The organism is Kitasatospora sp. NPDC056184 (assembly GCF_042268405.1).
Taxonomy (GTDB): domain Bacteria; phylum Actinomycetota; class Actinomycetes; order Streptomycetales; family Streptomycetaceae; genus Kitasatospora.
Window position 1 is genome coordinate 49317 of sequence record NZ_JBHJUI010000033.1, and the last position, 24696, is coordinate 74012.

Consider the following 24696-nt stretch of genomic DNA (forward strand, 5'->3'; position numbering starts at 1 on the left):
TAGTCTCAGTCGTTATGACTGCTGCAATATCCGCCGACGGAATCCGTCAGCGGTACGGGGACGTGCAGGCCGTCGACGGGGTGTCACTCACCGTCGAGGCCGGCGAATTCTACGGAATCCTCGGGCCGAACGGCGCCGGGAAGACCACCACGCTGGAGATCCTGGAGGGGATCCGCAAGCCCGACGAGGGCCGGATCGAGCTGCTGGGCCTGAGGCCCTGGCCGCGCAACCCGAAACTGCTGCCGCGCATCGGCGTCCAGTTCCAGGCCTCCGCCTTCTTCAACAAGCTCACGGCGCGGGAGACCATCCGCACCTTCGGCTCCTTCTACGGCGTCGGCCCCAAGCGGGCCGACGCGATGCTGGAACGGGTCGGCCTGACCGAGTCGGCGGGGGTGATGACCGACAAGATGTCCGGCGGCCAGGCCCAGCGCCTCTCGATCGCCTGCGCCCTGGTGCACGGCCCGGAGCTGGTCTTCCTGGACGAGCCCACCACCGGCCTCGACCCGCAGGCCCGCCGCAACCTCTGGGACCTCCTGCGCGACATCAACGCCGAGGGCCGCACCGTCGTGCTCACCACCCACTACCTGGACGAGGCCGAGGTGCTCTGCGACCGCGTCTCGGTGATGGACCGCGGCCGGATCCTGCGGACCGGGGCGCCCGCCGCGCTGATCCGCGAGATCGACGACACCGTCCGGATCAGCGTGGAGTCCGGCCTGCTGGCCCTCGACACCGCGCGCGGGCTGTTCACCGCCGCCGGGGCGGAGATCAGCTCGCTGGAGGACGACGGCGTCTCGCTGTCGCTCTCCACCCGCCTGCCCGCGCCAGTGCTCTCCGTGCTCGCCGAGCGCGGCGCGCTGCGCGGCCTGGAGGTCCGCGGCGCCACCCTGGAGGACGTCTTCCTCCAGCTCACCGGACGGGAGTACCGCGCATGAGTGCCGAGCCCACCACGGCCGCGCCCGCGGCCGCCCCCGCGCCGGGCGGCACGCCCCCGGAACCCGCCGAGCGCGAGCGGGTCTCCGCCTTCGTCAGCCTCTCCCGGGTGATGCTGGTCGCCTTCGTCCGCGACCGCAGCGCGCTGTTCTTCGTGCTGCTCTTCCCGCTGATGTTCCTGATGCTGTTCGGCACCCTGCTCAAGGGGGCCACCACGCAGCACGCCAAGGTCGAGCAGATCGGCGCGGTGCGCCTGCTGGACTCGGTCCAGGGCGAGGCCAGGACCGGCCTGGAGGAGGTGCTGACCATCACCCGGGGCGACGACGAGGCCGCCGCCCTGGAGAAGGTCCGCAAGGGCGACCTGGACGCCATGATCAAGGAGGGCCCGAACGGCACCGTGGTCGTCCGCTACAGCGCCGCCGACCAGGTCCGCGCCGGCACCGTCCAGGGCATCGTCAACTCCGTGGTCCAGCAGGCCAACCAGGCCGCCAGCGGCAAGGCGCCCACGTACACCCTGGAGAGCAGCCGGGTCGAGGACGGCTCGCTCAAGCCGATCCAGTTCCTCACCCCCGGCCTGCTCGGCTGGGCGGTGGCCACCGGCGCGGTGTTCAGCGCCGCGCTGACGCTGGTCGGCTGGCGGCAGAAGAAGGTGCTGCGGCGGCTGCGGCTCGCCCCGGTGAGCGCCGGGGCGATCGTCGCCTCCCGGGTCGCCGTCTCGGTGCTGACCGCGCTCGCCCAGACCGCGATCTTCCTGGCCCTCGCCACCCTGCCGTTCTTCGGGCTGAAGCTCACCGGCGACTGGTGGCTGGTGATCCCGCTGGTGGTCTGCGCGACCATCGCGTTCATGTCGATCGGCCTGCTGGTCGGCTCGATCGCCAAGACCGAGGAGGCCGCCAACGGCCTCTCGCAGATCATCGTGCTGCCGATGTCCTTCCTGTCCGGCTCGTTCTTCCCGACCGACGACATGCCGGGCTGGCTCAAGGCGATCTCCGAGGCGCTGCCGCTGAAGCACCTGGTCACCGCCGCCCAGTCGGTGCTCTCCCGGGGCGGCGGCGTGATGGACGCGCTGCCGGCGATGGGCGGGCTGCTGCTCTTCGCGGCCGTGCTGACCGGCATCTCCTGGAAGCTGTTCCGCTGGGAGGACTGAGCGCCCGGCGCCCGCGCGGGGTCGTACGCCCGCGGACCTGGTTCCCAGGTCCCGGTGTACGGCCCCGCCGCCGTCTGCGACCATGGTCGGGTGAACGAGATCCGGCGTGGCACGCTCAGCGAGGAGACCTTCTTCGAGCAGGTCGGCGGCGAACCGACCTTCCGGCGACTGGTCCACCGGTTCTACCAGGGCGTCGCGGAGGACGAGTTGCTCCGGCCGATGTACCCGGAGGAGGACCTCGGGCCGGCCGAGGAGCGGTTCGCGCTCTTCCTGATGCAGTACTGGGGCGGCCCGCGCACCTACAGCGAGCAGCGCGGCCACCCGCGGCTGCGGATGCGGCACGTGCCGTTCAAGGTGGACCGGGCGGCGCACGACGCCTGGCTGAAGCACATGCGGGTGGCGCTCGACGAGCTGGGCCTGCCGCAGGACGCCGAGCGGCAGCTCTGGGAGTACCTCACCTACGCCGCCGCCTCGATGATCAACACCGAGGGCTGACCGGGGCGTTGCCCCCGGGAGCTACCCGATCGGGCTGAGACCGAGCCCCGCGCCGGGGGCGGCCGCCGTCCGGACCGCCACCGAACCGGCCGGGGCGGACAGCCGCAGCCAGCCGCCGGCCCGGTGCACGGTCAGCGGGGCCTGCGGGGCCAGGAAGCCGATCACCTGGGCCGCGTGGGCGGCCCGCAGCGGCATCTCCGGCAGCACGGCCACCGGGCGGGACCAGATCTCGTCGGCCAGCGCGTCGAGCACCGCACGGGTCCGGTGGTGCGCCGGGACGGCCTCGCTGCGCTCACGGAACTCCCGCACCGCGGCCGCCACTTCGAGGCGCACCTGGGCGGCGGGCGGGGTGCCCACCGGCCGCCAGCCGGTACGCGGCGGCAGCAGCCCGGCCCAGGCCGGGCCGGTGACCGGGGCGGGCAGCGCGACGGTGTCCGCCTCCGTGTCCACGCCGTCCAGCAGCTGCCCGGCCGAGGCGGTCAGGTCGAGCGGACCGGCGAGGCGGGCCAGCCGCGCGGTGCGCACCGCCAGCGCGCCCGAACCGCCCAGCGGCAGCCGCCCGAAGACGGCCAGCACGCCGCCGCCGTCGGGCCGCGGCACGCCCTGCAGCCGGACCGCCGCCGCCTTGTCGAAGCGCAGCAGGCGGACCAGGAAGGCGGCCAGGTCGGCGGCCTCCCCGGTGTCGGCGAGAGGAAGGGCGGCGGTGCTGTTCAACGCTTCGGCTCACATCCGGGCATCGGGCATCGGGCGTACGGGGGCAGGGCTGGACGGGGACGGGGCTGGACGGGGACAGGCGCGGTCAGACCGCGACGGCCGGCTCCTCGTCCATGAAGCGCGTCAGGAACTCCCGCTCCACCGGGCTGATCCGGCGCGGCCGGCCCTCGGCGAGGTCGTAGGGCACGACCACGGTGGACGCCCGGACGTAGACGGTCTCGGTGCCGTCGGCGGCGGTGTCCTTGATCTCGTACGAGACGGTGAGCGAGGCGCCCCCGATCCTGGTCACCCAGGTCTCGACGGTGACCGGCTCGGGCCGGTGCACCAGCGGGCGCTTGTAGTCGATCTCGTGGCGGGCCACCACCGAGCCGCCCGCGAACTCGCCCGCGCCGGCCTCGGCGGCCTGGGTGAACATGAAGTCGATCCGGGCCTCCTCCAGGTAGCGCAGGAAGACCACGTTGTTGACGTGCCCGAAGGCGTCCATGTCGGACCAGCGCAGCGGGCAGGCGTAGATGTGGCGTGCCACGGGTTCTCCTCGACGTCCGGTGCCCGTCGGCGGTGCGTGCCGGTCGGGCCGCGGCCCGGCAGGCCGGCCCCCACGGGGCGGGCGGCCTGCCGGGCCGTCGTCACGACTGGGTGTCAGCCGCGGGTCAGCTTCTTGTAGGTGGCCCGGTGCGGACGGGCCGCGTCCGCACCCAGCCGCTCGATCTTGTTCTTCTCGTACGACTCGAAGTTGCCCTCGAACCAGAACCACTTGCTGTCGCCCTCGTAGGCGAGGATGTGGGTGGCGACCCGGTCCAGGAACCAGCGGTCGTGCGAGATGACCACGGCGCAGCCGGGGAACTCCAGCAGCGCGTTCTCCAGCGAGGAGAGGGTCTCGACGTCGAGGTCGTTGGTGGGCTCGTCGAGGAGCAGCAGGTTGCCACCCTGCTTCAGGGTGAGCGCCAGGTTCAGGCGGTTGCGCTCACCGCCGGAGAGCACGCCGGCCGGCTTCTGCTGGTCCGGGCCCTTGAAGCCGAACGCCGAGACGTAGGCGCGGGACGGCATCTCGACCTGGCCGACGTTGATCCAGTCCAGACCGTCGGAGACGACCTCCCAGAGGGTCTTCTTCGGGTCGATGTTGGAGCGGCTCTGGTCGACGTAGCTGATCTTGACGGTCTCGCCGACCTTGACCGAGCCGCTGTCCGGGGTCTCCAGGTCCTGGAGCATCTTGAACAGGGTGGTCTTGCCGGCGCCGTTCGGGCCGATGATGCCGACGATGCCGTTGCGCGGCAGGGTGAAGCTGAGGTCGTCGATCAGGACCTTCTCGCCGAAGGCCTTGTTGAGGTTCTCGACCTCGATGACGACGCTGCCCAGACGCGGGCCCGGCGGGATCTGGATCTCCTCGAAGTCCAGCTTCCGCATCTTGTCGGCCTCGGCGGCCATCTCCTCGTAGCGGGCCAGACGCGCCTTGGACTTGGCCTGGCGGCCCTTGGCGTTGGAGCGGACCCACTCCAGCTCTTCCTTGAGCCGCTTGGCGCGCTTGGCGTCCTTCTGGCCCTCGACCTTGAGACGGGACTGCTTGGTCTCCAGGTAGGTGGAGTAGTTGCCCTCGTACGGGTAGGCGCGGCCGCGGTCGAGCTCCAGGATCCACTGGGCGACGTTGTCCAGGAAGTACCGGTCGTGGGTGACGGCGACGACGGTGCCCTTGTACTTCTCCAGGTGCTGCTCCAGCCAGTTCACCGACTCGGCGTCCAGGTGGTTGGTGGGCTCGTCGAGCAGCAGCAGGTCGGGGGCCTCCAGCAGCAGCTTGCAGAGCGCCACGCGGCGCTTCTCGCCACCGGAGAGCTTGGTGACCGGCCAGTCGCCGGGCGGGCAGCCCAGGGCGTCCATGGCCTGCTCCAGCTGGGCGTCCAGGTCCCAGGCCTCGGCGTGGTCCAGCTCCTCCTGGAGCTTGCCCATCTCGTCGAGCAGCGCGTCCGAGTAGTCGGTCGCCATCAGCTCGGCGATCTCGTTGAAGCGGTCGAGCTTGCCCTTGATCTCCTTGACGCCGTCCTGGACGTTCTCCAGGACCGACTTGGACTCGTCGAGCGGCGGCTCCTGGAGGAGCATGCCGACGGTGAAGCCCGGCGAGAGGAAGGCGTCGCCGTTGGAGGGCTGCTCCAGGCCGGCCATCATCTTCAGCACGGTGGACTTACCGGCGCCGTTGGGGCCCACGACGCCGATCTTCGCTCCGGGGAGGAAGCTGAGCGTCACGTCGTCAAGGATGACCTTGTCCCCGTGCGCCTTGCGCACCTTGCGCATCGTGTAGATGTATTCCGCCACGTGAGATCGCTCCGGCGTCGTCGGGAGTAATTCGGCTTGCAGCCTTCCATTGTGCCGCACCCGACCCGGAGCCCCGAACCGCCGGGTACCCGTCCCCGGGCGCCCCGCGGGGTGTCCCGCACACGGCGCGGCCCGGCTCCCCGCACACGTGGTGCGGGGAGCCGGGCCGGTGCCCTCGGATCACGCCCTACCGGGCCGTGTTCCGGGTGGTGCCTCAGGCGGCGTTGCCACCGCGGCGGCGGCGCAGCAGGAAGACCGCGGCTCCGCCGGCCACGACCAGACCGCCGGCGACGGCGGCGATGACCGGGGTGGCGTCACTGCCACCGGTCTGGGCCAGACCGCCGGTGGTGCCGGGGGCGGTGCTGGGCGGCGCCGGGTGCGCGGTGGTGGCGGTGGCCGACGGGGTGGCGCTGGGGGTGGCCGGCTTGCTGGTGGTCGGGGCCGGGGTGGTCGGCGCCGGGGTCGACGGCTTGGTGGTCGGGGTCGCCGACGGGCTCGGCGTGGTCACGCTGGTGGTCTTGCAGTCCAGGATGCCCTTGAAGTTCTTGGTGAAGCCGTTCGGGCCGGTCACCGTGATGTCGTAGGGGCTGTCCTCGGTGACCGGGACGACCACGGTCTCGATCTTGCCCGGCTGGACGGTGACGTCCTTGCCCGGCTTCACCGAGACGGTGGCGGCCTCGTCGCCGCCGTTGGAGACGAAGACCTTCACGCCGTTGGCGACGCACTCGACGACCGCGGAGCTGTCGACCAGCGGGCCCTTGCCGGCCCTCCAGGTGGCCTTGACGGAGTCCTTGACGCCGAGCTTGGTCGAGCCGGCCAGGATCATGGTCTGGCTGTGCTTGTCCGCGGTGTAGCCCTTGCTGAGGAAGACGCGGCCGCTGGGCACCACGGTCTCGGCGGAGGCGTCGACGGCGGCCGTGCCGTCGGGGGTGCCGGCGGGCACGTCCAGGAACAGCTGGGTGTCCTTGGCGATCGGGCCGGCCAGGTCGGTGACCGGCTTGCCGTCCTTGTCGACCAGCTTGACCTTGTCGGCGGAGTCACCGGTGACGGCGAGCTTCACCTCGTTGGCGCTGGAGTTGACGGTGAACGGACCGATCTTGTTGCCCGGCTTGCCGGAGGCCGAGTCCGGGGTGAGGCTCAGCGAGGGCTTGGGCTCGGCGGCGATGCCCTTGTTCTTCCCGCTGACGAGGTAGTCGCGCAGTTGCTTGGCCTCGGCGTCGACCGGGACGGCGTTCTTGCCGTCGGAGAACTTCCAGATCGCGGCCTGGGTGCCGGCCGCGGCGTCCTCCTTGGTCAGCTCGCCCTCGACGCCGGCGTCGGCGGCCAGCTTCTTGAGGTCGGTGACCTGCGGGAAGGAGTTCTCCAGGATCCAGCGGATCTTGGAGGCGTCCTCGGCCTTGGCCGGGTTGCCCAGCGAGCTCGACTTCCAGTCGGACTCCTGGTACTCGATGCCCTTGGTGATGTCGACCGGGTGGTCGATGTCGATGCAGTACGTCTTGATCTCGCCGTCCGGGGTCTTCAGCGTGAAGAGGCCGCCCTGGATGGAGTGGCTCCCCTCGATGGCGATCTCCTCGCTCATGAGGGTCGGCTGGATCACCGCCGTGACGGCCCCGCCGGGGGCGTCAGCCGCGGCCGCCGCACCGGCCGCGAACAGGCTCCCGCCCAGCGCAACGCTGGTCGCGAGCATGACAGTAGTGATACGGGGAAGCGTCCGCCCCTGCCTCTGCAACATCTTGGGATCCCTCCGGGCCGGGCCATGCCGATGGGCAGCCCGCCTTGCTTGCCGCGCCCCCTGTGGCGCTGCTTCACGATGTGAACCAGACGCATCCTATGGAGCGCCAGAGGTCCGGAAACCCCCATGCGAAATCAGGACGATTCCGTATCTGGATCGTTATCAACCCCCTCAGTGTCTCCACAAGCTGACGGACAGCCAGAATTTCGGGATCATTCCACTAACCGAACGGGATTGCGCGTGCGGGTCGCATCACCCCTCTCGATTCACATATTTGTCGACAGTGATACCGCCTGCCGGACACCCCGTCACCCGCTAGACGACACCCCCGGTTTCCCCCTCCGACGGCGCCCCGACGCCGGCTCCGGCCGGGCTCCGACCGCGCAGGGCGTCCACGATCCACCCGGGCACCGGTTCGCCGGCCGGGGCCTCGGCCGCGCCGTCCGGCCCGGACGCCCCGCCGGCCGCCCGCCCCGGGGGGCCGCCCGGGGAGCCGGCGGAGAATCCGCCCGCAGACCCGTTCCGCGCACCCGGCGCCCAGCTGAACCGCGCCGTGCCACGGCTCAGATCGTGTCCGACCGATCGGGCGTCGATCTCCACCCGACTCCGCTTCACCTCCCCCTCCGCCCACTCCCGCACCCGCAGCCTCCCGCTCACCACCACCGGGTCCCCCTTCGCCAGCGAGTCGATCAGGTGCCCCGCCAGCGCCCGCCAGGCCGTCACCGTCACCCACTGCGTCTCGCCGTCGACCCAGCCGTCCCGCGCCCGGTCGTAGCGCCGCTCGGTCGAGGCCAGTCGGAAGTTCGCGACCGGCACCCCGCCGGGGGTCTGGGTGTAGGTCACCTCGGTGGCGACATTCCCGATCACCGTCACCTGGGTCTCGTTCACAGCACGCTCCGCTCTCCCGGTTGCACCGTACGGAATCGACCGGTGCGCGTTGAGAGTGCGCCTCCCGGGAAATACGCACCCAGGAGATCCGAAATCCTGTGGACAACTCGGGGCTGTGGAAAACCCATGTCGCCCGCAGGGGTGAATTTCAGCCTTTGTGCGACCATCACACCCATGCTCTGCGGGGCCATGACAAGAATCTCCGGGCCGCCCCTCCGGCCCGGGACACCCCCAGGGGTGGCCCCGGGGACCGTCCGCGCACGTCATCCGACCGAACGAACCCGAATACGGCCCCCCACCCGCGTCGATGCCGACCTCGGCCGCGGCGCTTTCTCCGTGCCGAATCCATAACGGGTGGGCAGACAGCCCCGTAACGAGTGCACAACGTCCGGCGCGGAACACCTCCAGACCGCTGCACTCACGGCCTTCACCTGCGATTATCGGACCGCTCCACCGAGGCCGACACACCAACGGCGGTGTCGCAACAGCCGGCCGAGGAACGGGACACCCTTATCCTGTCCCCGACAGGGCAAGGACCCGCCGACCCCCACACCCAACCCTCGGGTACGGGAGCGGACAGCGGGCGCCGCGCGCCCACCGCCCGATCCCGGCAACGGTCACGCCCGTCCGGGCGCAGCCCGTCCCGCCCCCATAGCTCAGCGGATAGAGCACCCGCCTTCTAAGCGGTAGGTCGCAGGTTCGAATCCTGCTGGGGGCGCCACGCAACACCGCGCCACGGCCGGCGCCGCGCGCTTCGCGCATTTCACGCCCGGCACCGAGCGCGCCTAACCCGTGACCATCCGTGTCATGCACTCTCCGAAAAGACCCGCCCGGGGAATTCCGGTGCCGGAAACTCTCCGAACGCCCGCGCGCCCGCGCGCCCGCACGCCCTACGCCGGCGAACCACCCGGGTCCGCCGCCCGGCCCGCGCCCCCGCCCGCCGTCAGCTGCGCCAGGTAGGCGTCCAGCAGCTCCGTCTGCCGCCGCGCCGGGAACTCCGCCGGGGCGAACAGCGCCTGCACCACCAGCCCCAGCACGAAGGCCTGCGCCGCCGCCGCGACCTCCGCCGCCGGCGGCCCGGCCGGCAGCTCGCCGAGCCGCCGCGCGGCCTCGACGCACTCCGCCAGCAGCCCGCGCGCCCGCGCGTACCGCGCCGCGTGCGCCCCGGCCAGCTCCGGATCGGCCAGCGCGACGTCCCAGGAACCCACCCAGATCCGGTTGCCCGCCCGACCCGGCCCGTCCAACGGCAGCACGTCCAGCAGCGCCGCCCGCAGCCGCGCCAGCCCCTCGGGCGGCGGCGGCCCCCCGTCGGCCGGCGCGAGCCGCCGCGGCCGGGCCAGCGAGCGCCGGTCCAGCACGTCCAGCGCATGCGCGACCAGCGCCTTCTTGCTGGGGAAGTAGTGCGTCAGCAGCCCCGTGGAGGCGCCCATCTCGGCGGCCACCGCACGCAGCGTGAGCCCCTCGAAACCCCGGGTGGACAGCACCCGCCAGACCGCCTCGGAGACCTCGGTTCGGCGGGCTTCATGATCTCCACGTGCCGGTGTCATGGGGTTATCTTACGTACCAAACGTTTGTTATGGACGACCGTCGACCCTCGCCGCGAAAGGCCCGCCCATGTTCGCCGTCCCCCTCGCCGAGAACGCCGAGCTCCGCCCGCTGGAGCCCTGGCAGGCGCCCGAGTACCTGGAGCACATCGAGCGCGGCCGCGCCCACATCGACGCCTGGATCGGCTGGGCCGCCCTCGCCACCGACCTCGACTCGGCCCGCGCCGTCCTGCAGCGCTACGCCGACCGCCAGGCCGCCGACACCGCCCGCCTCTACGGCATCTGGCGGGACGGCACGCTGGTCGGCGGCGTGATGTTCGTGCAGTTCGACGCCAAGAGCGGCACCTGCGAGATCGGCGTCTGGACCGAGCCCGCCGGCCAGGGCCACGGGCTGGTCGGCACCGCCGTCCGGCACCTGATCGACTACGCCTTCACCGTCCGGGGCATGCACCGGATCGAGTGGCACAACCGGCCGGAGAACGTCCGCAGCCGCGCGATCGCCCAGCGCCTGGGCTTCACGCTGGAGGGCGTCATGCGGGAGAGCTACCTGCACGGCGGCGTCCACCACGACGGCGAGGTCTGGTCGCTGCTCACCCACGAGTGGCGGCCGCAGGGCGCCGCCTCCTCCTGACGGCACGGGGGCGGGGCCGGTGGACGACTCCACCGGCCCCCCGCCGGACGACCACACGATCAACAGCGTCGGCACGAGCACCCCGGCCGCCGGGAGGAGGACGGCGTCCACCGGGCCTTCGCGCTGGTCGAGCGGGGCCTCGGTGACCACGGCGCACCCGGCCCCGACCGCCACCGCCGCGCTCTGGGAGAGTGTCCGCACCCGAACCCTCCGGAGGTGCCCATGGCCACCCGGCCGCTGCTGACGCGCGAGCGCGCCCCGCTGCCCACCGAGACCGACGGCCTGAACGCCCATCTCGGCGAGGACGGCGTCGCGGTGCTGGAGTTCGACCGCCCGCACCGGCGCAACGCCGTCACCCTGGCGATCTGGCAGGCGCTGCCCGGGGTGCTGAAGCGGCTCGCCGAGGAGCCGGGGGTGCGCGCCCTCCTGGTGACCGGCGCGGGCGGTACCTTCAGCGCCGGCGCGGACATCGACGAACTCGCCGAGGTCTACGGCGATCCGGACCGCGCCGACGCCTACCACGCGGTCAACGTCGCCGCCGAGGAGGCGCTGGCGGCCTTCCCGCACCCGACCCTCGCCGTGGTGCACGGCGCCTGCGTCGGCGGCGGCTGCCAGCTGGCGCTCGCCTGCGACCTGCGGTTCGTCGCCGAGGACGCCCGGCTCGGCATCACCCCGGCCAAGCTGGGCGTGGTCTACCCGGCGGTGCCGACCCTGCGGCTGGCCCGGCTGGTCGGCCCGGCGCGCGCCAAGTACCTGCTGTTCTCCGGCGAGCTGCTGCCCGGACCGCGGGCGGCCGCGCTGGGCCTGGCCGAACGCGTCCTGCCGGCCGCCGAACTGGACGCGGCGGCCCTGGAGTTCGCCCGGCTGCTGACCACCCGCTCGCCGCAGACCATCGGCGCCGTCAAGGCGGCCCTGGCCGTCCCGCCGGAGCAGGCCTCGGCCGCCCTCGCCCCCTGGGAGCGCCGCTCCCGCGAGGCGCCCGACGTCCGCGAGGGCCTCGCCGCCTTCCTGGAGCGCCGCCCGCCCCGGTTCTGAGCCCCGCCGGGCCCCGCTCCCCCGGCCCCGCTCCCCCGGCCCGGCGCCGACGGCCGCCGACGCGGCCGGGCGGGGAGCGGACGGGCGGCGGTCAGCGGATCGGCAGCCCGGAGATGGCCCGGGCGATGACCAGCCGCTGGATCTCGCTGGTCCCCTCGAAGATCGAGTAGATCGCGCTGTCCCGGTGCATCCGCTCGACCGGGTACTCCCGGGTGAAGCCGTTGCCGCCGAGGATCTGCATCGCCTGCGCGGTGACCCACTTGGCCGTCTCGCCCGCGTAGAGCTTGGACATCGAGCCCTCGGCGGCGGTGAACGGCTGCTGGGTGGCGGCCATCCAGGAGGCCCGCCAGACCAGCAGCCGGGCCGCGTCGATCCGGGTCCTCATGTCGGCCAGCTGGAAGGCCACGCCCTGGTTCTCGATGATCGGGCGGCCGAACTGCACCCGGGTCCCGGCGTAGTCGAGCGCCACCTCGTACGCGGCCCGGGCGATCCCGATCGCCTGTGCGCCGACGGCCGGCCGGGAGGCCTCGAAGGTGGCCATCGCGGCGTTCCGCCCGCCCCTGCGGACGCCCTCGCGGGCCCGCGCCAGGCGCTCGTCCAGCTTCTCCTTGCCGCCGAGCAGGCAGTGGCCGGGCACCCGGACGGCGTCCAGCACCACCTCGGCGGTGTGCGAGGCGCGGATGCCGTGCTTCTTGAACTTCTGGCCCTGGCCGAGGCCGGGCGTGCCCGGCGGCACCACGAAGGACGCCTGCCCGCGCGCGCCGAGCGCCGGGTCGACGGTGGCGACGACCACGTGGACGGCGGCGATCCCGCCGTTGGTGGCCCAGGTCTTGGTGCCGTTCAGCACCCACTCGTCGGCGGCCTCGTCGTACACGGCCCGGGTGCGCAGCGCGGAGACGTCGGAGCCGGCGTCCGGCTCGGAGGAGCAGAAGGCGGCGACCCTGACGTCGTCCGGGGTGCCGAACATCTGCGGCGCCCAGGTGCCGATCTGCTCGTCGGTGCCGTTGGCGAGCACCGCCACGGCGGCGAGGGTGGTGCCGACGATGGACAGGCCGATGCCGGCGTCGCCCCAGAACAGCTCCTCCATGGCGATCGGGATGCCCACGCCGGAGGGGTCGAAGTACTGCTGGGCGTAGAAGTCGAGCGAGTAGATGCCGAGTTTGGCGGCCTCCTGGATGATCGGCCAGGGGGTCTCCTCGCGCTCGTCCCACTCGGCGGCGGCGGGCCGCATCACGTCGGCGGCGAAGCCGTGCAGCCAGTCGCGGACGGCGAGCTGGTCCGGACCCGGGTCCAGCGAGAAGGTGCTCATGGGTGGGGGCCTCCGATGAAGGGTGCGACCGACCAGGGTGTTACCAGCGGTAACATCGTCGGAGTCTGCTACTGCTTGGTAACCGGTGTCAACGCCCGCACACACACGGAACGAGGGAACCGCGCATGGACCCAGAGCCCCGCCGGGAACAGCTGCTCAACGCCGCCGACCGGGTCGTCCAGCGCGAGGGCCCCGGCGCCAGCATGAACGCCATCGCCGCCGAGGCCGGCATCACCAAGCCGATCCTCTACCGGCACTTCGGCGACCGGAACGGCCTGGTCAGGGCCCTGACCGAGCGCCACACCGGAGGGCTGCTGGCCGCCGTCCGGGCCGCGCTCGCCGAACCGCTGGAGCGCCGCGACCGGGTCGAGCACGTCCTGGACACCTACCTCGCCGGGATCGAGGCCCGCCCGCAGGTCTACCGGCTGCTCACCCACCCCGAGCCGGGCGACCCGAGCGGCGCGGGCAACGCGCTCGCCCCGGCGCTCCAGCAGATCGCCGAGGAGATCACCCGGGCCGTCGCCGACCAGATCGACCTCGGCGCCGACCGCGAGCTGGTCGCCGAGGCCTGGGGCCGGGCCATCACCGGCATGGTGCTGGCGGCCGGCGACTGGTGGCTGGAGTCCCGGCCGTGCTCGCGCACCCGGATGGTCCAGGTGCTCGCCGACCTGCTCTGGGGCCGGCTGGCGGCCGCCGCCGACCTGCCGACCGCCGCGCTGCCCGCCGGCCCGGCGCCGGATCCCGCCGACTGACCCCGGCGCGGGACTCCGGGCGGCGGCCCCGCACCGGCGTCTTGTGGCGGACATGACCGTCCGGCATCATCGGGCCCCACCCTCGCCCGCCCCGGAGGTCCCGTTGCGCCCACGCCGCACCGCCGCCGCCCTGCTGCTCGCCGCCGCCCTGGCCGTCCCCGCCGCCCCGGCCAGGGCCCAGTCCCCCACCCCCGCACCGGCGTTCCCCACCGGGACGGCCACCGCCCCGGACGGCCGCACCGACCTCACCGACGCCTCCGGCCGCCGGCTCCGGTTACGCGGCTTCAACCTCGACAAGTACGCCGAGGCCACCGAACAGGACGTCAGGTCGATCGCCGCGCAGGGCTTCACGCTGATCCGCCTGCCGGTCTCCTGGACCAGGCTGGAGCCCGCCCGCGGCCGCCTCGACCCCGCCGAACTGGCCCGGCTGCAGCGGCTCCTCGGCTGGGCCGACCGCTACGGCGTGCTCGCGCTGGTCGACCTCCACCAGGACGTCTACGGGCCGTGGTTCGTCGGCGGCACCGGCGGCATCCCGCCCTGGGCCACCCGGGACGACGGCCTGCCCTTCGAGGCGGACCCCGACGACTGGTTCGCCGGCTACTTCCAGCCCGCCGTCCAGGCCGCCTTCCGGCACCTCTACGACGACCCCGACCTGCGCGCCTGGCAGGCCGACTTCTACACCCGGCTCGCCCGCGAACTGCGCGGCCACCGCTCGCTGCTGGGCTACGACCTGTTCAACGAGCCGTTCGGCCCGGTGGCCGGCGACCCCGCCGACCCGGAGGCGCTGGCCCGCTCGGCCGCCGAACTGGAGCAGGGCCGGCTCGCCGCCATGTACCGCCGGCTGATCGCCGCCGTCCGCCGGGCGGACTCCCGCGCCTGGCTGTTCGTCGAACCGACGGTGCTGGTCGGCCAGGGCGTCCCCACCCGGCTGCCCGGCTTCACCGACCCCCGCCCGGGCGCGCCCCGGCTCGGCTACGCGCCGCACTTCTACGACACCGCCGTCGAGTCCGGGGCCGACTGGGACCCGTCCGGCGGCTTCGTCGAGCGCTACACCGCCGCCGTCACCGCCTACCCCGCGGCCCACCGGCTGCCGGTGCTGGTCGGCGAGTGGGGCCCGCCGGACTCCCGCACGCCCGGCAACACCCTGCTGGTGCGCCGCCAGGTCGACGCGATGGACGGCTTCGCGGCCGGCTGGGCGATGTGGTACTGGTGCCGGGGCAACGGCGGCTACTGCGCGCTCGACCCCGCCGGGCGGCCCGCCCCGGGCGACGAGCCGGCCTTCGGCCCGTACCCGGTCGCGGTCGCCGGCGGGGGCGCCCGCACCACGGCGGACGGCGCCCGGCACACCGTCCGCTGGCAGGCCGACGGCACCGGCCGGGCCACCGAAATCGTGCTGCCGGCCGCCGCGTTCCCCGCCGGCGCCCGGATCACCGTCCGCCCGGCCGGCGCCCTCGCCGAGCTCGACCAGCCGAGCGGCGAGCGGGCCGGCCGCCTCCGGGTCCGGCTCCCGCACGTCCGCCCGGGCACCCCGGTCACCGTCACCGTCGAACCGCGCTGACGCCCGCGCCCGGCGGCACCGGCCGGGCCGCCGGGCCGCCGGGCCGCCGGGCCGCCGGGCCGTTCGACCGTCCCGCCGGGATCAGGCCAGTCCGCGCCGGGCCAGCAGCGGCCCGGTCTCCGGGTCGCGCCCGACCACCGCGCGGAAGGAGTCCAGCGCGTCCCGGCCGTCGCCGCGCGCCAGCAGCTCGCGGCGGAACACCTCGCCGCTCTCCCGCACGCCGCGGCCGTTGCCCTTGAACCACTCCACCGTGTCGGCGTCCAGCACCTCCGACCAGATGTACGCGTAGTAGCCCGCGCTGTACCCGCCCGCGAAGATGTGCCCGAAGTAGGTGGTCCGGTAGCGCGGCGGGACCGCCGCCACCGCCAGCCCGGCCTCGGCCAGCGCCGCCGCCTCGAACTCCCGGGCGTCCGCGACCTCCCGGCCCTCCGGCAGGGTGTGCCAGGCCCAGTCCAGCAGCGCCGCCGCCAGGTACTCGACGGTCCGGAAGCCCTGCCCGAAGGACTCCGCCGCCTCCATCCGCTCGACCAGCCCGGCCGGCAGCGGCTCGCCCGTCTCGTGGTGCCGGGCGTAGTTGGCCAGCACCTCCGGCCACACCATCCACATCTCGTTGACCTGCGAGGGGAACTCCACGAAGTCCCGCGGCACGGCCGTGCCCGCGACGTACGGGTAGCGGACGTCCGAGAACAGCCCGTGCAGCGCGTGCCCGAACTCGTGGAACAGCGTGCGGACCTCGTCCCAGGAGAGCAGCACCGGCTCGCCGGGGGCCGGCTTGGCGATGTTGAGGTTGTTGTAGACCACCGGCCGCTGCCCCAGCAGGCCGGACTGGCTGACCAGCTCGTCCATCCAGGCGCCGCCGCGCTTGGACGCCCGGGCGTGGAAGTCCCCGAGGAACAGGCCCAGCGCCGAGCCGTCCGCGTCGAACACCTCGAAGACCCGGGTGTCCGGGTGGTAGCCGACGAGGTCCTGCCGCTCGGTGAAGGTCACCCCGTAGGCCAGGTTGGCGGCGAAGAACACGCCGTCCCGCAGCACCCGCTCCAGCTCGAAGTAGGGGCGCAGGGCCGCCGCGTCCACCTGGTACGAGGCCTGCCGGACCTGCTCCGAGTAGTACGCCCAGTCGTGCGCGGCGATCTCCTCGACGCCGTCGGCGGCGGCCAGCTTGGCCAGCTCCTCGGCCTCCCGGCGGGCGTTGGCCACGGCCGGCGGCACCAGCCGGGCGAGCAGCGCGTCCACCGCCTCGACGGTGCCGGCCGTCTCGTCGGCCACCACGTAGGAGGCGTGGGTGTCGTGGCCGAGCAGCCGGGCCCGCTCGGCGCGCAGCGCGGCCATCCGGATCGCCAGCGGGCCGTTGGTGTCGACGGCGCGGTCCAGCGAGGCGGCGAGCAGCCGCTCGCGCACCGAGCGGTCGGTGAGCGAGGCGAGCTCGGTCTGGTTGGAGAAGTTCTTCAGGCTCAGCACGAACTTGTCCGGATGCCCGAGCGCCCGGCCGTTCTCGGCGGCGGCCGCGATCTCGTCCGCGGAGAGGCCCGCCAGTTGCTCGGCGGAGTCCAGCACCAGTGCCCGGGCCTGCGAGTCGGCGGACACGTTCTGCCGGAACTCCGAGGAGGCGGCGGCGAGTTCGGTGTTGATCTCGCGCAGCCTGGCCTGCTGCTCGGCGCCCAGTCGGGCGCCGGCCCGGACGAACGCGGTGTGCCGGCGCTCCAGCAGCCGCAGCGTCTGCGGGTCCAGGTCCAGTTCGGCGCGGCGGGCGTGCAGCTCCTCGATCCGGGCGAACAGCGCGGCGTCCAGGTGGATCGCGTCCCGGTGCGCGGCCAGCCGGGGGCTGATCCCGGCGTCGATCCGGTCGACCTCGGGGGTGGTGTCGGCGGCGGAGTGGTTGTCGAAGACCACCTTGACCCGGTGCAGCAGCCTCCCCGAGCGCTCCAGCGCGACCAGGGTGTTCTCGACCGTCGGCGGCTGCGGGTCGGCGGTGATCGCGGCGATCTCGGCGAGCTGCTCGGCCATCCCGCGCTCGAAGGCGGGCAGGTAGTGCTCCGGCCGGATCTCGGCGAACGGCGGCAGTTCGTAGGCCAGGGTGCTGGGCCTGAAGAACGGGTTCTCGGTCATTTCGCCGACCTTACGCGCTGTCATCGGCGCTGCCCACACCCTTTGCCGCGCCGTCCGGCGCACCCGGCGCGGGGGCGTTCCGGGACGCCGCCCGGGCACCGTCCGGGCCCGTCTCCGGACGGCGCGGCTCCGGTTGTCGTACCCTCCCGCTACCGTCGGCACCGGCCGGCCGTACGCCCCCGGACGACCCGGCCGGCAGCCCGACCCCCGACCACCGACCCGCAGCCCGTACCGCGATCCGCGTCGCACCCCGTAGCGCGGTCCGCATCGCAGTCCGCACGAGAGGAGGAGCCCCCCGTGGCACCCCGGATCGCCCTCGCCCCCGACCCGCACGGCCCCGGCGGCCGGCTCCAGCCGCTCGACGAAGCGGGCGCCCCGCTCGGCCCGCCCGAGCCCGTACCCGACCTCGCCGCCGCCGTCGCCGCCCGGGAGGCCGCCGAGCACCCCCGGTGGGTGTGGGCCGCCGCCGACTCCGGCTACGCCCCGCTGCTCCCCCGGCTGCCCGACCGCCTCGCCCGCTGCCACGACCTGCGGCTGGTGGAGGCGCTGCTGCTGGCCCACGAGGGCCGGTTCGGCGCCCCGCGCTCGCTCGGCGCCGGCTGGGCCCGGCTTCGCGGCCTGCCCGTCCCCGCCGACCTGCCCGAGCCCGGCTCCGCCGAGGCCGACGACGGCCAGGACACCCTGTTCGCCCCCGACCGGCTCCAGCTGCCGCCCGGCACCGACCCGCTGGCCGCCGTGGTCGCCGTGCACGCCGAACAGCAGCGCCGGCTCGCCGCGATCGCCGACCCGACCGCCCGCGCCCGCTTCCGGCTGCTGGCCGCCGCCGAGTCGGCGGGCGCGCTGGCCGCCGCCGAGATGGCCGACGACGGCCTGCCCTGGAGCACCGACGTCCACGACCGGCTGCTCACCGAGCTGCTCGGCCCGCGCCCCACCGTCCCCGGCACCCAGCCGCGGCTGCTCGCCGAACTCGCCGTCGAGCTCCAGCGGGCGCTCGGCGGGCGCCCGTTCAACCCGGACTCGCACAGCCAGGTGCTGCGCGCCTTCGCCGACGCCGGCATCCCCCTCGGCTCCACCCGCTCCTGGGAACTCAAGACGATCGACCACCCGGCGGCCCGGCTGCTGGTCCGCTACAAGGAGCTGTCCCGGATCCACGTCGCGCACGGCTGGGCCTGGCAGGACGCCTGGGCGCGCGGCGGCCGGTTCCGCCCCGAGTACGTGGTCGGCGGCGTGGTCTCCGGCCGCTGGGCCAGCCGGGGCGGCGGGGCGCTGCAGATCCCGCGCATCCTGCGCCGCGCCGTGGTCGCCGACCCCGGCTGGCTGCTGGTGGTCGCGGACGCCGCCCAGCTGGAGCCGCGGGTGCTCGCCGCGCTCTCCCAGGACGCCGGACTGGCCCGCACCGCCGCCGGCGGCGACCTCTACGAGGCGCTGGCCGCCACCGCCTTCCACGGCGACCGCGACAAGGCCAAGCTGGGCCTGCTCGGCGCCATGTACGGCCAGACCAGCGGCGACATCGGCCCGTTGCTGGCCACCCTGCGCACCCGCTACCCGGCCGCGATGGGCTACGTCGAGGCGGCCGCCCGCACCGGCGAGGACGGCGGAGTGGTCGCCTCCCGGCTGGGCCGCCCCTGTCCGCCCGCCTCGGCGGACTTCCTCGACCTCACCGAGGCGCCCGAGACGGCGGGCGACGCCGGCGGCCGCTCGGCCCGCGCCCGCGGCCGGTTCACCCGCAACTTCGTCATCCAGGCCAGCGCCGCCGACTGGGCCCTCGCCCTGCTGGCCGCGCTGCGCCGCCGGCTCGCCGAGCTCCCGGTGGCCACCGCGGCCGACCGCCCGCACCTGGTGTTCTTCCAGCACGACGAGGTGATGGTGCACACGCCCGCCAACCTGGCCGACGAGGTGGCGGCGGCTGTCGACGCGGCGGCGGACGAGGCCCGCCGGCTGGTCTTCGGCGACACCCCGGTGCGGTTCCCGCTCAGCACCGCCGTGGTGGAGTGCTACGCCGACGCCAAGTGAGCCCTCACAGCTTGCGGTAGCCGCGCGCCTCCTCGGCCGCCGCCACCACCTCGGCCAGCGCCGCCCCGGTCGAGGCGGTGACCGCCGCGGCCACCGCCCCCTCCACGAACGGCGCGTCGACCAGCACCACGCCGGGCCGCGGCGCGTCCTCCAGCACGGTCACCGCCGTCAGCACCGAGCTCCCGAGGTCCGGCAGCACCGCGACGCCGGCCCCGGTGTCCGCCTCGGCCACGGCCCGCGCGATCAGCTCGTAGCTGGTCCCGAGCCCGCCCTCCTCGGTCCCGCCCGCCACCACCACCCGCACCTCGTCCGAGGCGAGCTCCGCCAGCAGCTCCTTCAACCCGCCGGCCAGCGCCGCGCTGTGCGAGACCAGAACGATGCCCACGTGTCCACTCATGCCCCCGACCCTAGGTCCTGTACTCCACCCGGGTGAGTCACCTCCGGCGTGTCGGATTCCGTGCCCCCGACCCCCGTCTGGCGTAGCGTCGGGGCAGCACCGTCTGCCGAGGGGAGCGCGTACGCCGTGAAGAAGCTCATCAACGACGCGGAGACCGTCCTGGAGGACGCGCTGGCCGGGGTGGCCGCCGCCCATCCGGAGCTGGCGGTGGACATCGCCAACCGGGTGATCACCCGGGCCGTGCGGCCGACCGAGCCCAAGGTGGCGCTGGTCTCCGGCGGCGGGTCCGGGCACGAGCCGCTGCACGGCGGTTTCGTGGGGCCCGGCATGCTGGACGCGGCCTGCCCCGGCGAGGTGTTCACCTCCCCCGTCCCGGACCAGATGCTGGCCGCCGCCAAGGCCGTGGACTCCGGCGCCGGCGTGGTGTTCGTGGTGAAGAACTACACCGGCGACGTGATGAACTTCGAGCTCGCCGCGGAGCTCGCCGCCGAGGAGGGCGTCGAGGTCCGCACGGTGCTGGTCGACGACGACGTCGCGGTGGAGGACTCGACCTGGACGGCCGGGCGGCGCGGCACCGGCGCGACGGTGCTGGTGGAGAAGATCGCGGGCGCGCTGGCCGAGCGCGGCGCCCCGCTGGACGAGGTGGCCGCCCTCGGCGAGCGGGTGAACGCGGCCTCCCGCTCGTTCGCGATCGCGCTGACCGCGGCGACCGTCCCGGCGGCGGGCAAGCCCGGCTTCGAGCTGGCCGAGGACGAGATCGAGGTGGGCGTCGGCATCCACGGCGAGCCGGGGCGGCGCCGGGAGCGGCTGCGCCCGGCCCGCGAGCTGGTCGCCGAGGTGGTGGACACGATCCTCGCCGACCACCGCCTGACCGCCGGCGACGAGGTGATCGCCCTGGTCAACGGCCTGGGCGCAACGCCGCTGATGGAGCTGTACATCGTCTTCGGCGAGGTCGCCGCCCGGCTGGCCGAGCGCGGCATCACGGTGGCCCGCAGCCTGGTCGGCAACTACGTGACCAGCCTGGACATGGCCGGCTTCTCGCTCACCCTCACCAAGGCCGACGGCCCGCTGCTGGAGCTGTGGGACGCCCCGGTGGACACCCCCGCCCTCAAGCGCGCCTGACCGGCGGAACAGGAGCACCCGCGATGGACGTCGACACCCTGCTGGCCGAGGCCTGGATCCGCGCGCTGGCCGCCGCGGTCGAGAAGGAGCACGGCCGGCTCACCGAGCTGGACTCCGCGATCGGCGACGGCGACCACGGCAGCAACCTGCGGCGCGGCTTCACCGCCGTGCTGGCCGCCCTGGACGCACCGGCCCCCGCCGGGCCCGGGGCGGTGCTGACCAGGACCGGCACCACGCTGATCTCCAAGGTCGGCGGCGCCTCCGGGCCGCTCTACGGCAAGGCCTTCCGGGCGATCGGCGCCGCGCTGCCGCAGCCCGGCGAGGCGCCCGCCGACGCGGCCGGGCTCGGCGAGGCGCTGGCGGCCGGCCTGCGGGCGGTGCGGGAGCTCGGCAAGGCCGAGCCGGGCGACAAGACCATCGTCGACGCGTGGACGCCCGCGCTGGACGCCTACCGGGCGGCGGTGGCCGCCGGTGCCGGCCTGCCGGAGGCCGCCGCGGCCGCCGCGGCGGGCGCCGAGCGGGGCGCCCTGGACACCGTGCCGCTGCAGGCCCGCAAGGGGCGCGCCTCCTACCTGGGCCCGCGCAGCGTCGGCCACCAGGACCCGGGCGCGACCTCCACCGCCCTGCTCTTCCGCGCCCTCGCCGAGGCCGCCGGGAACCGGTGACCGGGAACCGGTAGCCGGGAACCGGTGACCGGGAACCGGGGCGCGCCTCAGGCGGCGTCGGTGCGGGTGATCAGCAGCAGCAGCGCGTCGTCCCGCAGCTCGCCCCCGGTGTGCGCCAGCAGGTCGGCGTAGACCCGCCCGACCGCCGCCTCCAGCTCCGCCGCGGAGCGGGCCGCGCCCCGCACCAGCGGGCCGACCCGCTCGGCGAGCGGGTAGAACACGCCGCTGTGCCGGTGCTTGGCCTCGATCACGCCGTCGGTGCAGAGCACCAGCACGTCGTCGGTACCGAACGGCTGGTCCCAGGTGCTCGGCTCGCCGCGGGCCAGCCGGCCGAGGCCGAGCGGCACCCACGGGTCGGGCGCGTCCAGGATGTGCGCCCCGCCCTCCGGGTCGACCCGGATCGGCGGGACGTGCCCGTACTGGAGCAGCTGGACCACGCCGGGCCGGCGGAACTCGGCGAACAGCGCGGTGGTGAACTCGCCGTCCGGCACGTGCCGCTCGACGCTGGCCTCGATCCGGGCCGCCACCCCGCGCAGCCCGGGCTCGTCGTACGCGGCCTCCCGGAAGGCGCCGAGCACCACGGCGGCGGTCTGCACCGCGCCGAGCCCCTTGCCGCGCACGTCGCCGACCGCGACCCGGGTGCCGTGCGGGGTCTCCAGGACGGAGTAGAGGTCCCCTCCGATCCTCGACGCGTCGGCGGCGGAGACGTACCGCACGGCGAGGTGCAGCGGCCCGACGACCGGTCCGGGCAGCCGCAGCAGCGCGCGCTGCGCCGCCTCCGCGACGGAGCTGACCGCGGCGTAGGCGGCGGCCCGGCGCATCCGGATCCTGGCGACCCAGGCGGAGAACACCGAGAGCAGCAGGTAGCTGACCATCGCGCCCCACAGGAAGCGGACGTCGTTGATGTTGTCGACCTGGTCGTAGTGGCTGAGGCCGAAGACGGCGAGCAGGCCGATCGAGCAGACGCCGAGCAGTTCGAGCGGCCGCAGGGTGAGCGCGGCGACGCTGGGGACGACGGTCATCAGCGGCGCGAGGTAGCGGTCCTGGCCGGAGAACAGGTCGGCGATCCCGACCAGCACGATCGCGATCAGCGCCGGGACGGCCCGCCGCCAGAACGGGATGTCGAGCAGGTCGACGGCGAGCAGCGCGTTGCGCCGCCGGGCCGGCGGCTGCCCGACGCCGGTCGGAACGGACGGCGACTGGGCACGGCGGAGCGGGGACACATATCGAACATAACGGACGATCAGTGCGCCCACCCGCGCACCCCCGGCCCGGCGGCCGCCCGGGGCCCGCCGGGAACCCGAATCCGCCCAGGTGGCGAGGCGGATTCCGACGCATCGTGTCCGGACGCCTACGCTCTGCTCTCGGAGCGCGGACCCGCATCGCCCGGGGACACCCGGGCGTGATCCGGAATGCGATCCACACCACACCATCCGTACCCCTACAGAATACCCCTTAGGGGTATGGTGGCACTATCAGCCGGTCCCGGGCTCGCGCTCGCGGCCGCATCGACCTTCCGGAGGCCCCGATGTCCAGCACCATCACCTACACCGTCACCGGCATGAGCTGCGGACACTGCGAGAGCTCCGTCAGCAAGGAGCTCTCCACCCTCACCGGGGTGACCGAGGTGTCCGCCGACGCCAAGGCCGGCACGGTGACCGTCTCCGCGGCGGCCCCGCTGGACGACGAGCTGGTGCGCGCCGCCGTCGACGAGGCCGGCTACGAGCTGGTCGGCCGCGCCGCCTGAGAGCCCCCGCCGCGCGACGGGGGCCCGGCGAACCCCGCCCCCGCCGTGCCCTCCCCTAGGAGCTGATCAGCACATGAGCACCTCCACCTCGGGCTCCACCTCCCCGGACACGGCGACCGCCACCACCGGCCAGGAGGACCCCACCGCGGTCCGCGAACGCGTCGAACTGTCGATCGGCGGCATGACCTGCGCCGCCTGCGCCGCCCGGATCGAGAAGAAGCTGAACCGGATGGCCGGCGTCGAGGCGACCGTCAACTACGCCACCGAGAAGGCCAGGGTCGAGTTCGCGCCGGACGTCACCGTGGCCGACCTCATCGCCACCGTGGAGAACACCGGCTACACCGCCGAACTCCCCCCGCCGCCGGTGCCCGCCGCCGGTGCCGAGGTCCCCGCCGGGGCCGGCACCCGCCCGCCCGCGGCCGACCCGCTGCTCGACCGGCTGCTCGTCAGCGCCGTGCTCAGCCTCCCGGTGGTCCTCTGGTCGATGGTCCCCGCCCTCCAGTTCACCAACTGGCAGTGGCTGGCCTTCGCCCTCACCGGCCCCGTCGTCGTCTACGGCGGCCTGCCCTTCCACCGCGCCGCCTGGACCAACCTCAAGCACGGCGCGGCGACCATGGACACCCTGGTCTCGCTCGGCACCCTGGCCGCCTTCGGCTGGTCCTTCTGGGCCCTGTTCTGGGGCGACGCCGGGATGCCCGGCATGCGGCACGAGTTCTCGTTCTCGGTCGGCGACACCGACGCCTCGTCCATGCTCTACCTGGAGACGGCCTCCGCCGTCACCGTGCTGATCCTGCTCGGCCGCTACCTGGAGGCCCGCTCCAAGCGCCGCGCCGGGGCCGCCCTGCACGCCCTGCTGGACCTCGGCGCCAAGGACGTCGCGGTGCTGCGGGGCGGCCGCGAGGTCCGGCTGCCCGTCGAGCACCTCACCGTCGGGACCCGGTTCGTGGTCCGCCCCGGCGAGAAGATCGCCACCGACGGCGTGGTGGTCGAGGGCGCCTCCGCCGTCGACGCCTCGATGCTGACCGGCGAGTCCGTCCCGGTCGAGGTCGCCGTCGGCGACACCGTCACCGGCGCCACGGTCAACGCCGGCGGCCGCCTGGTGGTCGAGGCCACCCGGGTCGGCGCCGACACCCGGCTCGCCCGGATGGCCGCGCTGGTCGAGGAGGCGCAGAGCGGCAAGGCCGCCGCCCAGCGGCTCGCCGACCGGATCTCCGCCGTCTTCGTGCCCGTGGTGATCCTCATCGCGCTGGGCACCCTGATCACCTGGCTGCTGACCGCCGACAGCGCCACCGAGGCGTTCACCGCCGCCGTCGCCGTGCTGATCATCGCCTGCCCGTGCGCGCTGGGCCTGGCCACCCCGACCGCCCTGATGGTCGGCACCGGCCGCGGCGCCCAGCTCGGCATCCTCATCAAGGGCCCCGAGGTCCTGGAGAACACCCGCCGCGTCGACACCGTCGTCCTGGACAAGACCGGCACCGTCACCACCGGCCGGATGGCGCTGCACGGGGTGCACACCGCCGAGGGCGTCACCGAGGAGGAGGCGCTGCGCCTGGCCGGCGCCGTCGAGCACGCCTCCGAGCACCCGATCGCCGCCGCCGTCGCCGCCG

Annotated in this window: 22 protein-coding genes and 1 tRNA gene; 13 read left to right on the forward strand and 10 right to left on the reverse strand. The window is 74.2% G+C overall.

Features of this window, described 5'->3' with window-relative positions:
• Positions 1-14: 14 nt before the first annotated feature.
• The 3 genes from ACFC0B_RS37165 (at position 15) to ACFC0B_RS37175 (ending at position 2572) form a co-directional block, all read left to right on the forward strand.
• Positions 15-932: an ABC transporter ATP-binding protein gene (locus ACFC0B_RS37165; protein WP_376096662.1), complete on the forward strand. Its 918-nt coding sequence runs from the start codon at positions 15-17 to the stop codon at positions 930-932.
• Entirely contained in the window at positions 929-2077 is a 1149-nt protein-coding gene (locus ACFC0B_RS37170; protein WP_376096665.1) for an ABC transporter permease, read from the forward strand. The genes ACFC0B_RS37165 and ACFC0B_RS37170 overlap by 4 nt, the downstream gene beginning before the upstream one ends.
• A gap of 90 nt (positions 2078-2167) precedes the next feature.
• Entirely contained in the window at positions 2168-2572 is a 405-nt protein-coding gene (locus ACFC0B_RS37175; protein WP_376096668.1) for a globin, read from the forward strand.
• Positions 2573-2593: 21 nt separating this feature from the next.
• Here the strand turns inward: ACFC0B_RS37175 and ACFC0B_RS37180 are convergent, their stop codons facing one another.
• From ACFC0B_RS37180 to ACFC0B_RS37200, 5 genes are all read right to left on the reverse strand, one after another.
• Positions 2594-3286 (reverse strand): hypothetical protein, encoded by a 693-nt coding sequence (locus tag ACFC0B_RS37180; RefSeq protein ID WP_376096671.1) that lies wholly within the window; start codon positions 3284-3286, stop codon positions 2594-2596.
• 85 nt (positions 3287-3371) lie between these two features.
• A complete protein-coding gene (locus tag ACFC0B_RS37185; protein ID WP_376096674.1) occupies positions 3372-3812 on the reverse strand; it encodes an acyl-CoA thioesterase in 441 nt (146 codons plus the stop codon).
• 113 nt (positions 3813-3925) lie between these two features.
• Positions 3926-5590: an energy-dependent translational throttle protein EttA gene (gene ettA, locus ACFC0B_RS37190; protein ID WP_376096677.1), complete on the reverse strand. Its 1665-nt coding sequence runs from the start codon at positions 5588-5590 to the stop codon at positions 3926-3928.
• 214 nt (positions 5591-5804) lie between these two features.
• A complete protein-coding gene (locus tag ACFC0B_RS37195) occupies positions 5805-7277 on the reverse strand; it encodes a Cys-Gln thioester bond-forming surface protein (RefSeq protein WP_376096680.1) in 1473 nt (490 codons plus the stop codon).
• 360 nt (positions 7278-7637) lie between these two features.
• Complete coding sequence (locus ACFC0B_RS37200; RefSeq protein WP_376096683.1) at positions 7638-8210, reverse strand: single-stranded DNA-binding protein; 573 nt, start codon at positions 8208-8210, stop codon at positions 7638-7640.
• 645 nt (positions 8211-8855) lie between these two features.
• Between ACFC0B_RS37200 and ACFC0B_RS37205 the strand changes: the two genes are divergently transcribed.
• Positions 8856-8931 (forward strand) — tRNA-Arg (locus ACFC0B_RS37205).
• 169 nt (positions 8932-9100) lie between these two features.
• Here ACFC0B_RS37205 and ACFC0B_RS37210 read toward each other — a convergent pair.
• Positions 9101-9757 (reverse strand): TetR/AcrR family transcriptional regulator, encoded by a 657-nt coding sequence (locus ACFC0B_RS37210; protein WP_376096686.1) that lies wholly within the window; start codon positions 9755-9757, stop codon positions 9101-9103.
• Positions 9758-9824: 67 nt separating this feature from the next.
• Between ACFC0B_RS37210 and ACFC0B_RS37215 the strand changes: the two genes are divergently transcribed.
• Together ACFC0B_RS37215 and ACFC0B_RS37220 are read left to right on the forward strand one after the other, a co-directional pair.
• Positions 9825-10385, forward strand: a complete 561-nt coding sequence (locus ACFC0B_RS37215) for a GNAT family N-acetyltransferase (RefSeq protein ID WP_376096689.1) — start codon at positions 9825-9827, stop codon at positions 10383-10385.
• A 222-nt stretch (positions 10386-10607) separates the two neighbouring features.
• Entirely contained in the window at positions 10608-11420 is an 813-nt protein-coding gene (locus ACFC0B_RS37220) for an enoyl-CoA hydratase/isomerase family protein (protein WP_376096692.1), read from the forward strand.
• Positions 11421-11511: 91 nt separating this feature from the next.
• On the opposite strand, the gene ACFC0B_RS37225 is transcribed toward ACFC0B_RS37220, so the two are convergent.
• Positions 11512-12729 (reverse strand): acyl-CoA dehydrogenase family protein, encoded by a 1218-nt coding sequence (locus tag ACFC0B_RS37225; RefSeq protein ID WP_376096695.1) that lies wholly within the window; start codon positions 12727-12729, stop codon positions 11512-11514.
• A 125-nt stretch (positions 12730-12854) separates the two neighbouring features.
• On the opposite strand from ACFC0B_RS37225, the gene ACFC0B_RS37230 reads away from it, so the two are divergent.
• Both ACFC0B_RS37230 and ACFC0B_RS37235 read left to right on the forward strand, forming a co-directional pair.
• Entirely contained in the window at positions 12855-13481 is a 627-nt protein-coding gene (locus tag ACFC0B_RS37230) for a TetR family transcriptional regulator (RefSeq protein WP_376096698.1), read from the forward strand.
• Positions 13482-13584: 103 nt separating this feature from the next.
• Positions 13585-15039 carry a cellulase family glycosylhydrolase gene (locus tag ACFC0B_RS37235; RefSeq protein WP_376096701.1) on the forward strand — a complete coding sequence of 485 codons (1455 nt, stop codon included), beginning with the start codon at positions 13585-13587 and terminating at the stop codon, positions 15037-15039.
• Between the two features lie 81 nt (positions 15040-15120).
• Here ACFC0B_RS37235 and ACFC0B_RS37240 read toward each other — a convergent pair whose 3' ends face one another.
• Complete coding sequence (locus ACFC0B_RS37240; RefSeq protein WP_376096704.1) at positions 15121-17145, reverse strand: M3 family metallopeptidase; 2025 nt, start codon at positions 17143-17145, stop codon at positions 15121-15123.
• 297 nt (positions 17146-17442) lie between these two features.
• On the opposite strand from ACFC0B_RS37240, the gene ACFC0B_RS37245 reads away from it, so the two are divergent.
• The gene (locus tag ACFC0B_RS37245) at positions 17443-19158 is read left to right on the forward strand and encodes a bifunctional 3'-5' exonuclease/DNA polymerase (RefSeq protein ID WP_376096707.1); all 1716 of its coding nucleotides are present in this window, start codon (positions 17443-17445) and stop codon (positions 19156-19158) included.
• 4 nt (positions 19159-19162) lie between these two features.
• Here the strand turns inward: ACFC0B_RS37245 and dhaM are convergent, their stop codons facing one another.
• On the reverse strand, positions 19163-19555 hold the full coding sequence (dhaM, locus tag ACFC0B_RS37250; RefSeq protein WP_376096710.1) for a dihydroxyacetone kinase phosphoryl donor subunit DhaM: 393 nt from the start codon (positions 19553-19555) through the stop codon (positions 19163-19165).
• 126 nt (positions 19556-19681) lie between these two features.
• Between dhaM and dhaK the strand changes: the two genes are divergently transcribed.
• A complete protein-coding gene (gene dhaK, locus ACFC0B_RS37255) occupies positions 19682-20677 on the forward strand; it encodes a dihydroxyacetone kinase subunit DhaK (protein ID WP_376096713.1) in 996 nt (331 codons plus the stop codon).
• 23 nt (positions 20678-20700) lie between these two features.
• Positions 20701-21342 carry a dihydroxyacetone kinase subunit DhaL gene (gene dhaL / locus ACFC0B_RS37260; RefSeq protein WP_376096716.1) on the forward strand — a complete coding sequence of 214 codons (642 nt, stop codon included), beginning with the start codon at positions 20701-20703 and terminating at the stop codon, positions 21340-21342.
• A gap of 47 nt (positions 21343-21389) precedes the next feature.
• On the opposite strand, the gene ACFC0B_RS37265 is transcribed toward dhaL, so the two are convergent.
• Entirely contained in the window at positions 21390-22598 is a 1209-nt protein-coding gene (locus ACFC0B_RS37265) for a PP2C family protein-serine/threonine phosphatase (protein WP_376096718.1), read from the reverse strand.
• A gap of 272 nt (positions 22599-22870) precedes the next feature.
• On the opposite strand from ACFC0B_RS37265, the gene ACFC0B_RS37270 reads away from it, so the two are divergent.
• Entirely contained in the window at positions 22871-23089 is a 219-nt protein-coding gene (locus ACFC0B_RS37270; RefSeq protein ID WP_376096721.1) for a heavy-metal-associated domain-containing protein, read from the forward strand.
• 73 nt (positions 23090-23162) lie between these two features.
• Positions 23163-24696, forward strand: a 1534-nt coding sequence (locus ACFC0B_RS37275) for a heavy metal translocating P-type ATPase (RefSeq protein WP_376096724.1), incomplete at its 3' end; no start/stop codon positions are given.

Bases quoted from the DNA above. Each gene is read 5' to 3' on its own strand.
- ACFC0B_RS37165 (WP_376096662.1), top strand. From the start codon at position 15: ATGACTGCTGCAATATCCGCCGACGGAATCCGTCAGCGGTACGGGGAC.
- ACFC0B_RS37170 (WP_376096665.1), top strand. From the start codon at position 929: ATGAGTGCCGAGCCCACCACGGCCGCGCCCGCGGCCGCCCCCGCGCCG.
- ACFC0B_RS37195 (WP_376096680.1), bottom strand. From the start codon at position 7,277: ATGCTCGCGACCAGCGTTGCGCTGGGCGGGAGCCTGTTCGCGGCCGGT.
- ACFC0B_RS37210 (WP_376096686.1), bottom strand. From the start codon at position 9,757: ATGACACCGGCACGTGGAGATCATGAAGCCCGCCGAACCGAGGTCTCC.
- ACFC0B_RS37215 (WP_376096689.1), top strand. From the start codon at position 9,825: ATGTTCGCCGTCCCCCTCGCCGAGAACGCCGAGCTCCGCCCGCTGGAG.
- ACFC0B_RS37220 (WP_376096692.1), top strand. From the start codon at position 10,608: ATGGCCACCCGGCCGCTGCTGACGCGCGAGCGCGCCCCGCTGCCCACC.
- ACFC0B_RS37225 (WP_376096695.1), bottom strand. From the start codon at position 12,729: ATGAGCACCTTCTCGCTGGACCCGGGTCCGGACCAGCTCGCCGTCCGC.
- ACFC0B_RS37230 (WP_376096698.1), top strand. From the start codon at position 12,855: ATGGACCCAGAGCCCCGCCGGGAACAGCTGCTCAACGCCGCCGACCGG.
- ACFC0B_RS37240 (WP_376096704.1), bottom strand. From the start codon at position 17,145: ATGACCGAGAACCCGTTCTTCAGGCCCAGCACCCTGGCCTACGAACTG.
- dhaM (WP_376096710.1), bottom strand. From the start codon at position 19,555: ATGAGTGGACACGTGGGCATCGTTCTGGTCTCGCACAGCGCGGCGCTG.
- dhaL (WP_376096716.1), top strand. From the start codon at position 20,701: ATGGACGTCGACACCCTGCTGGCCGAGGCCTGGATCCGCGCGCTGGCC.
- ACFC0B_RS37270 (WP_376096721.1), top strand. From the start codon at position 22,871: ATGTCCAGCACCATCACCTACACCGTCACCGGCATGAGCTGCGGACAC.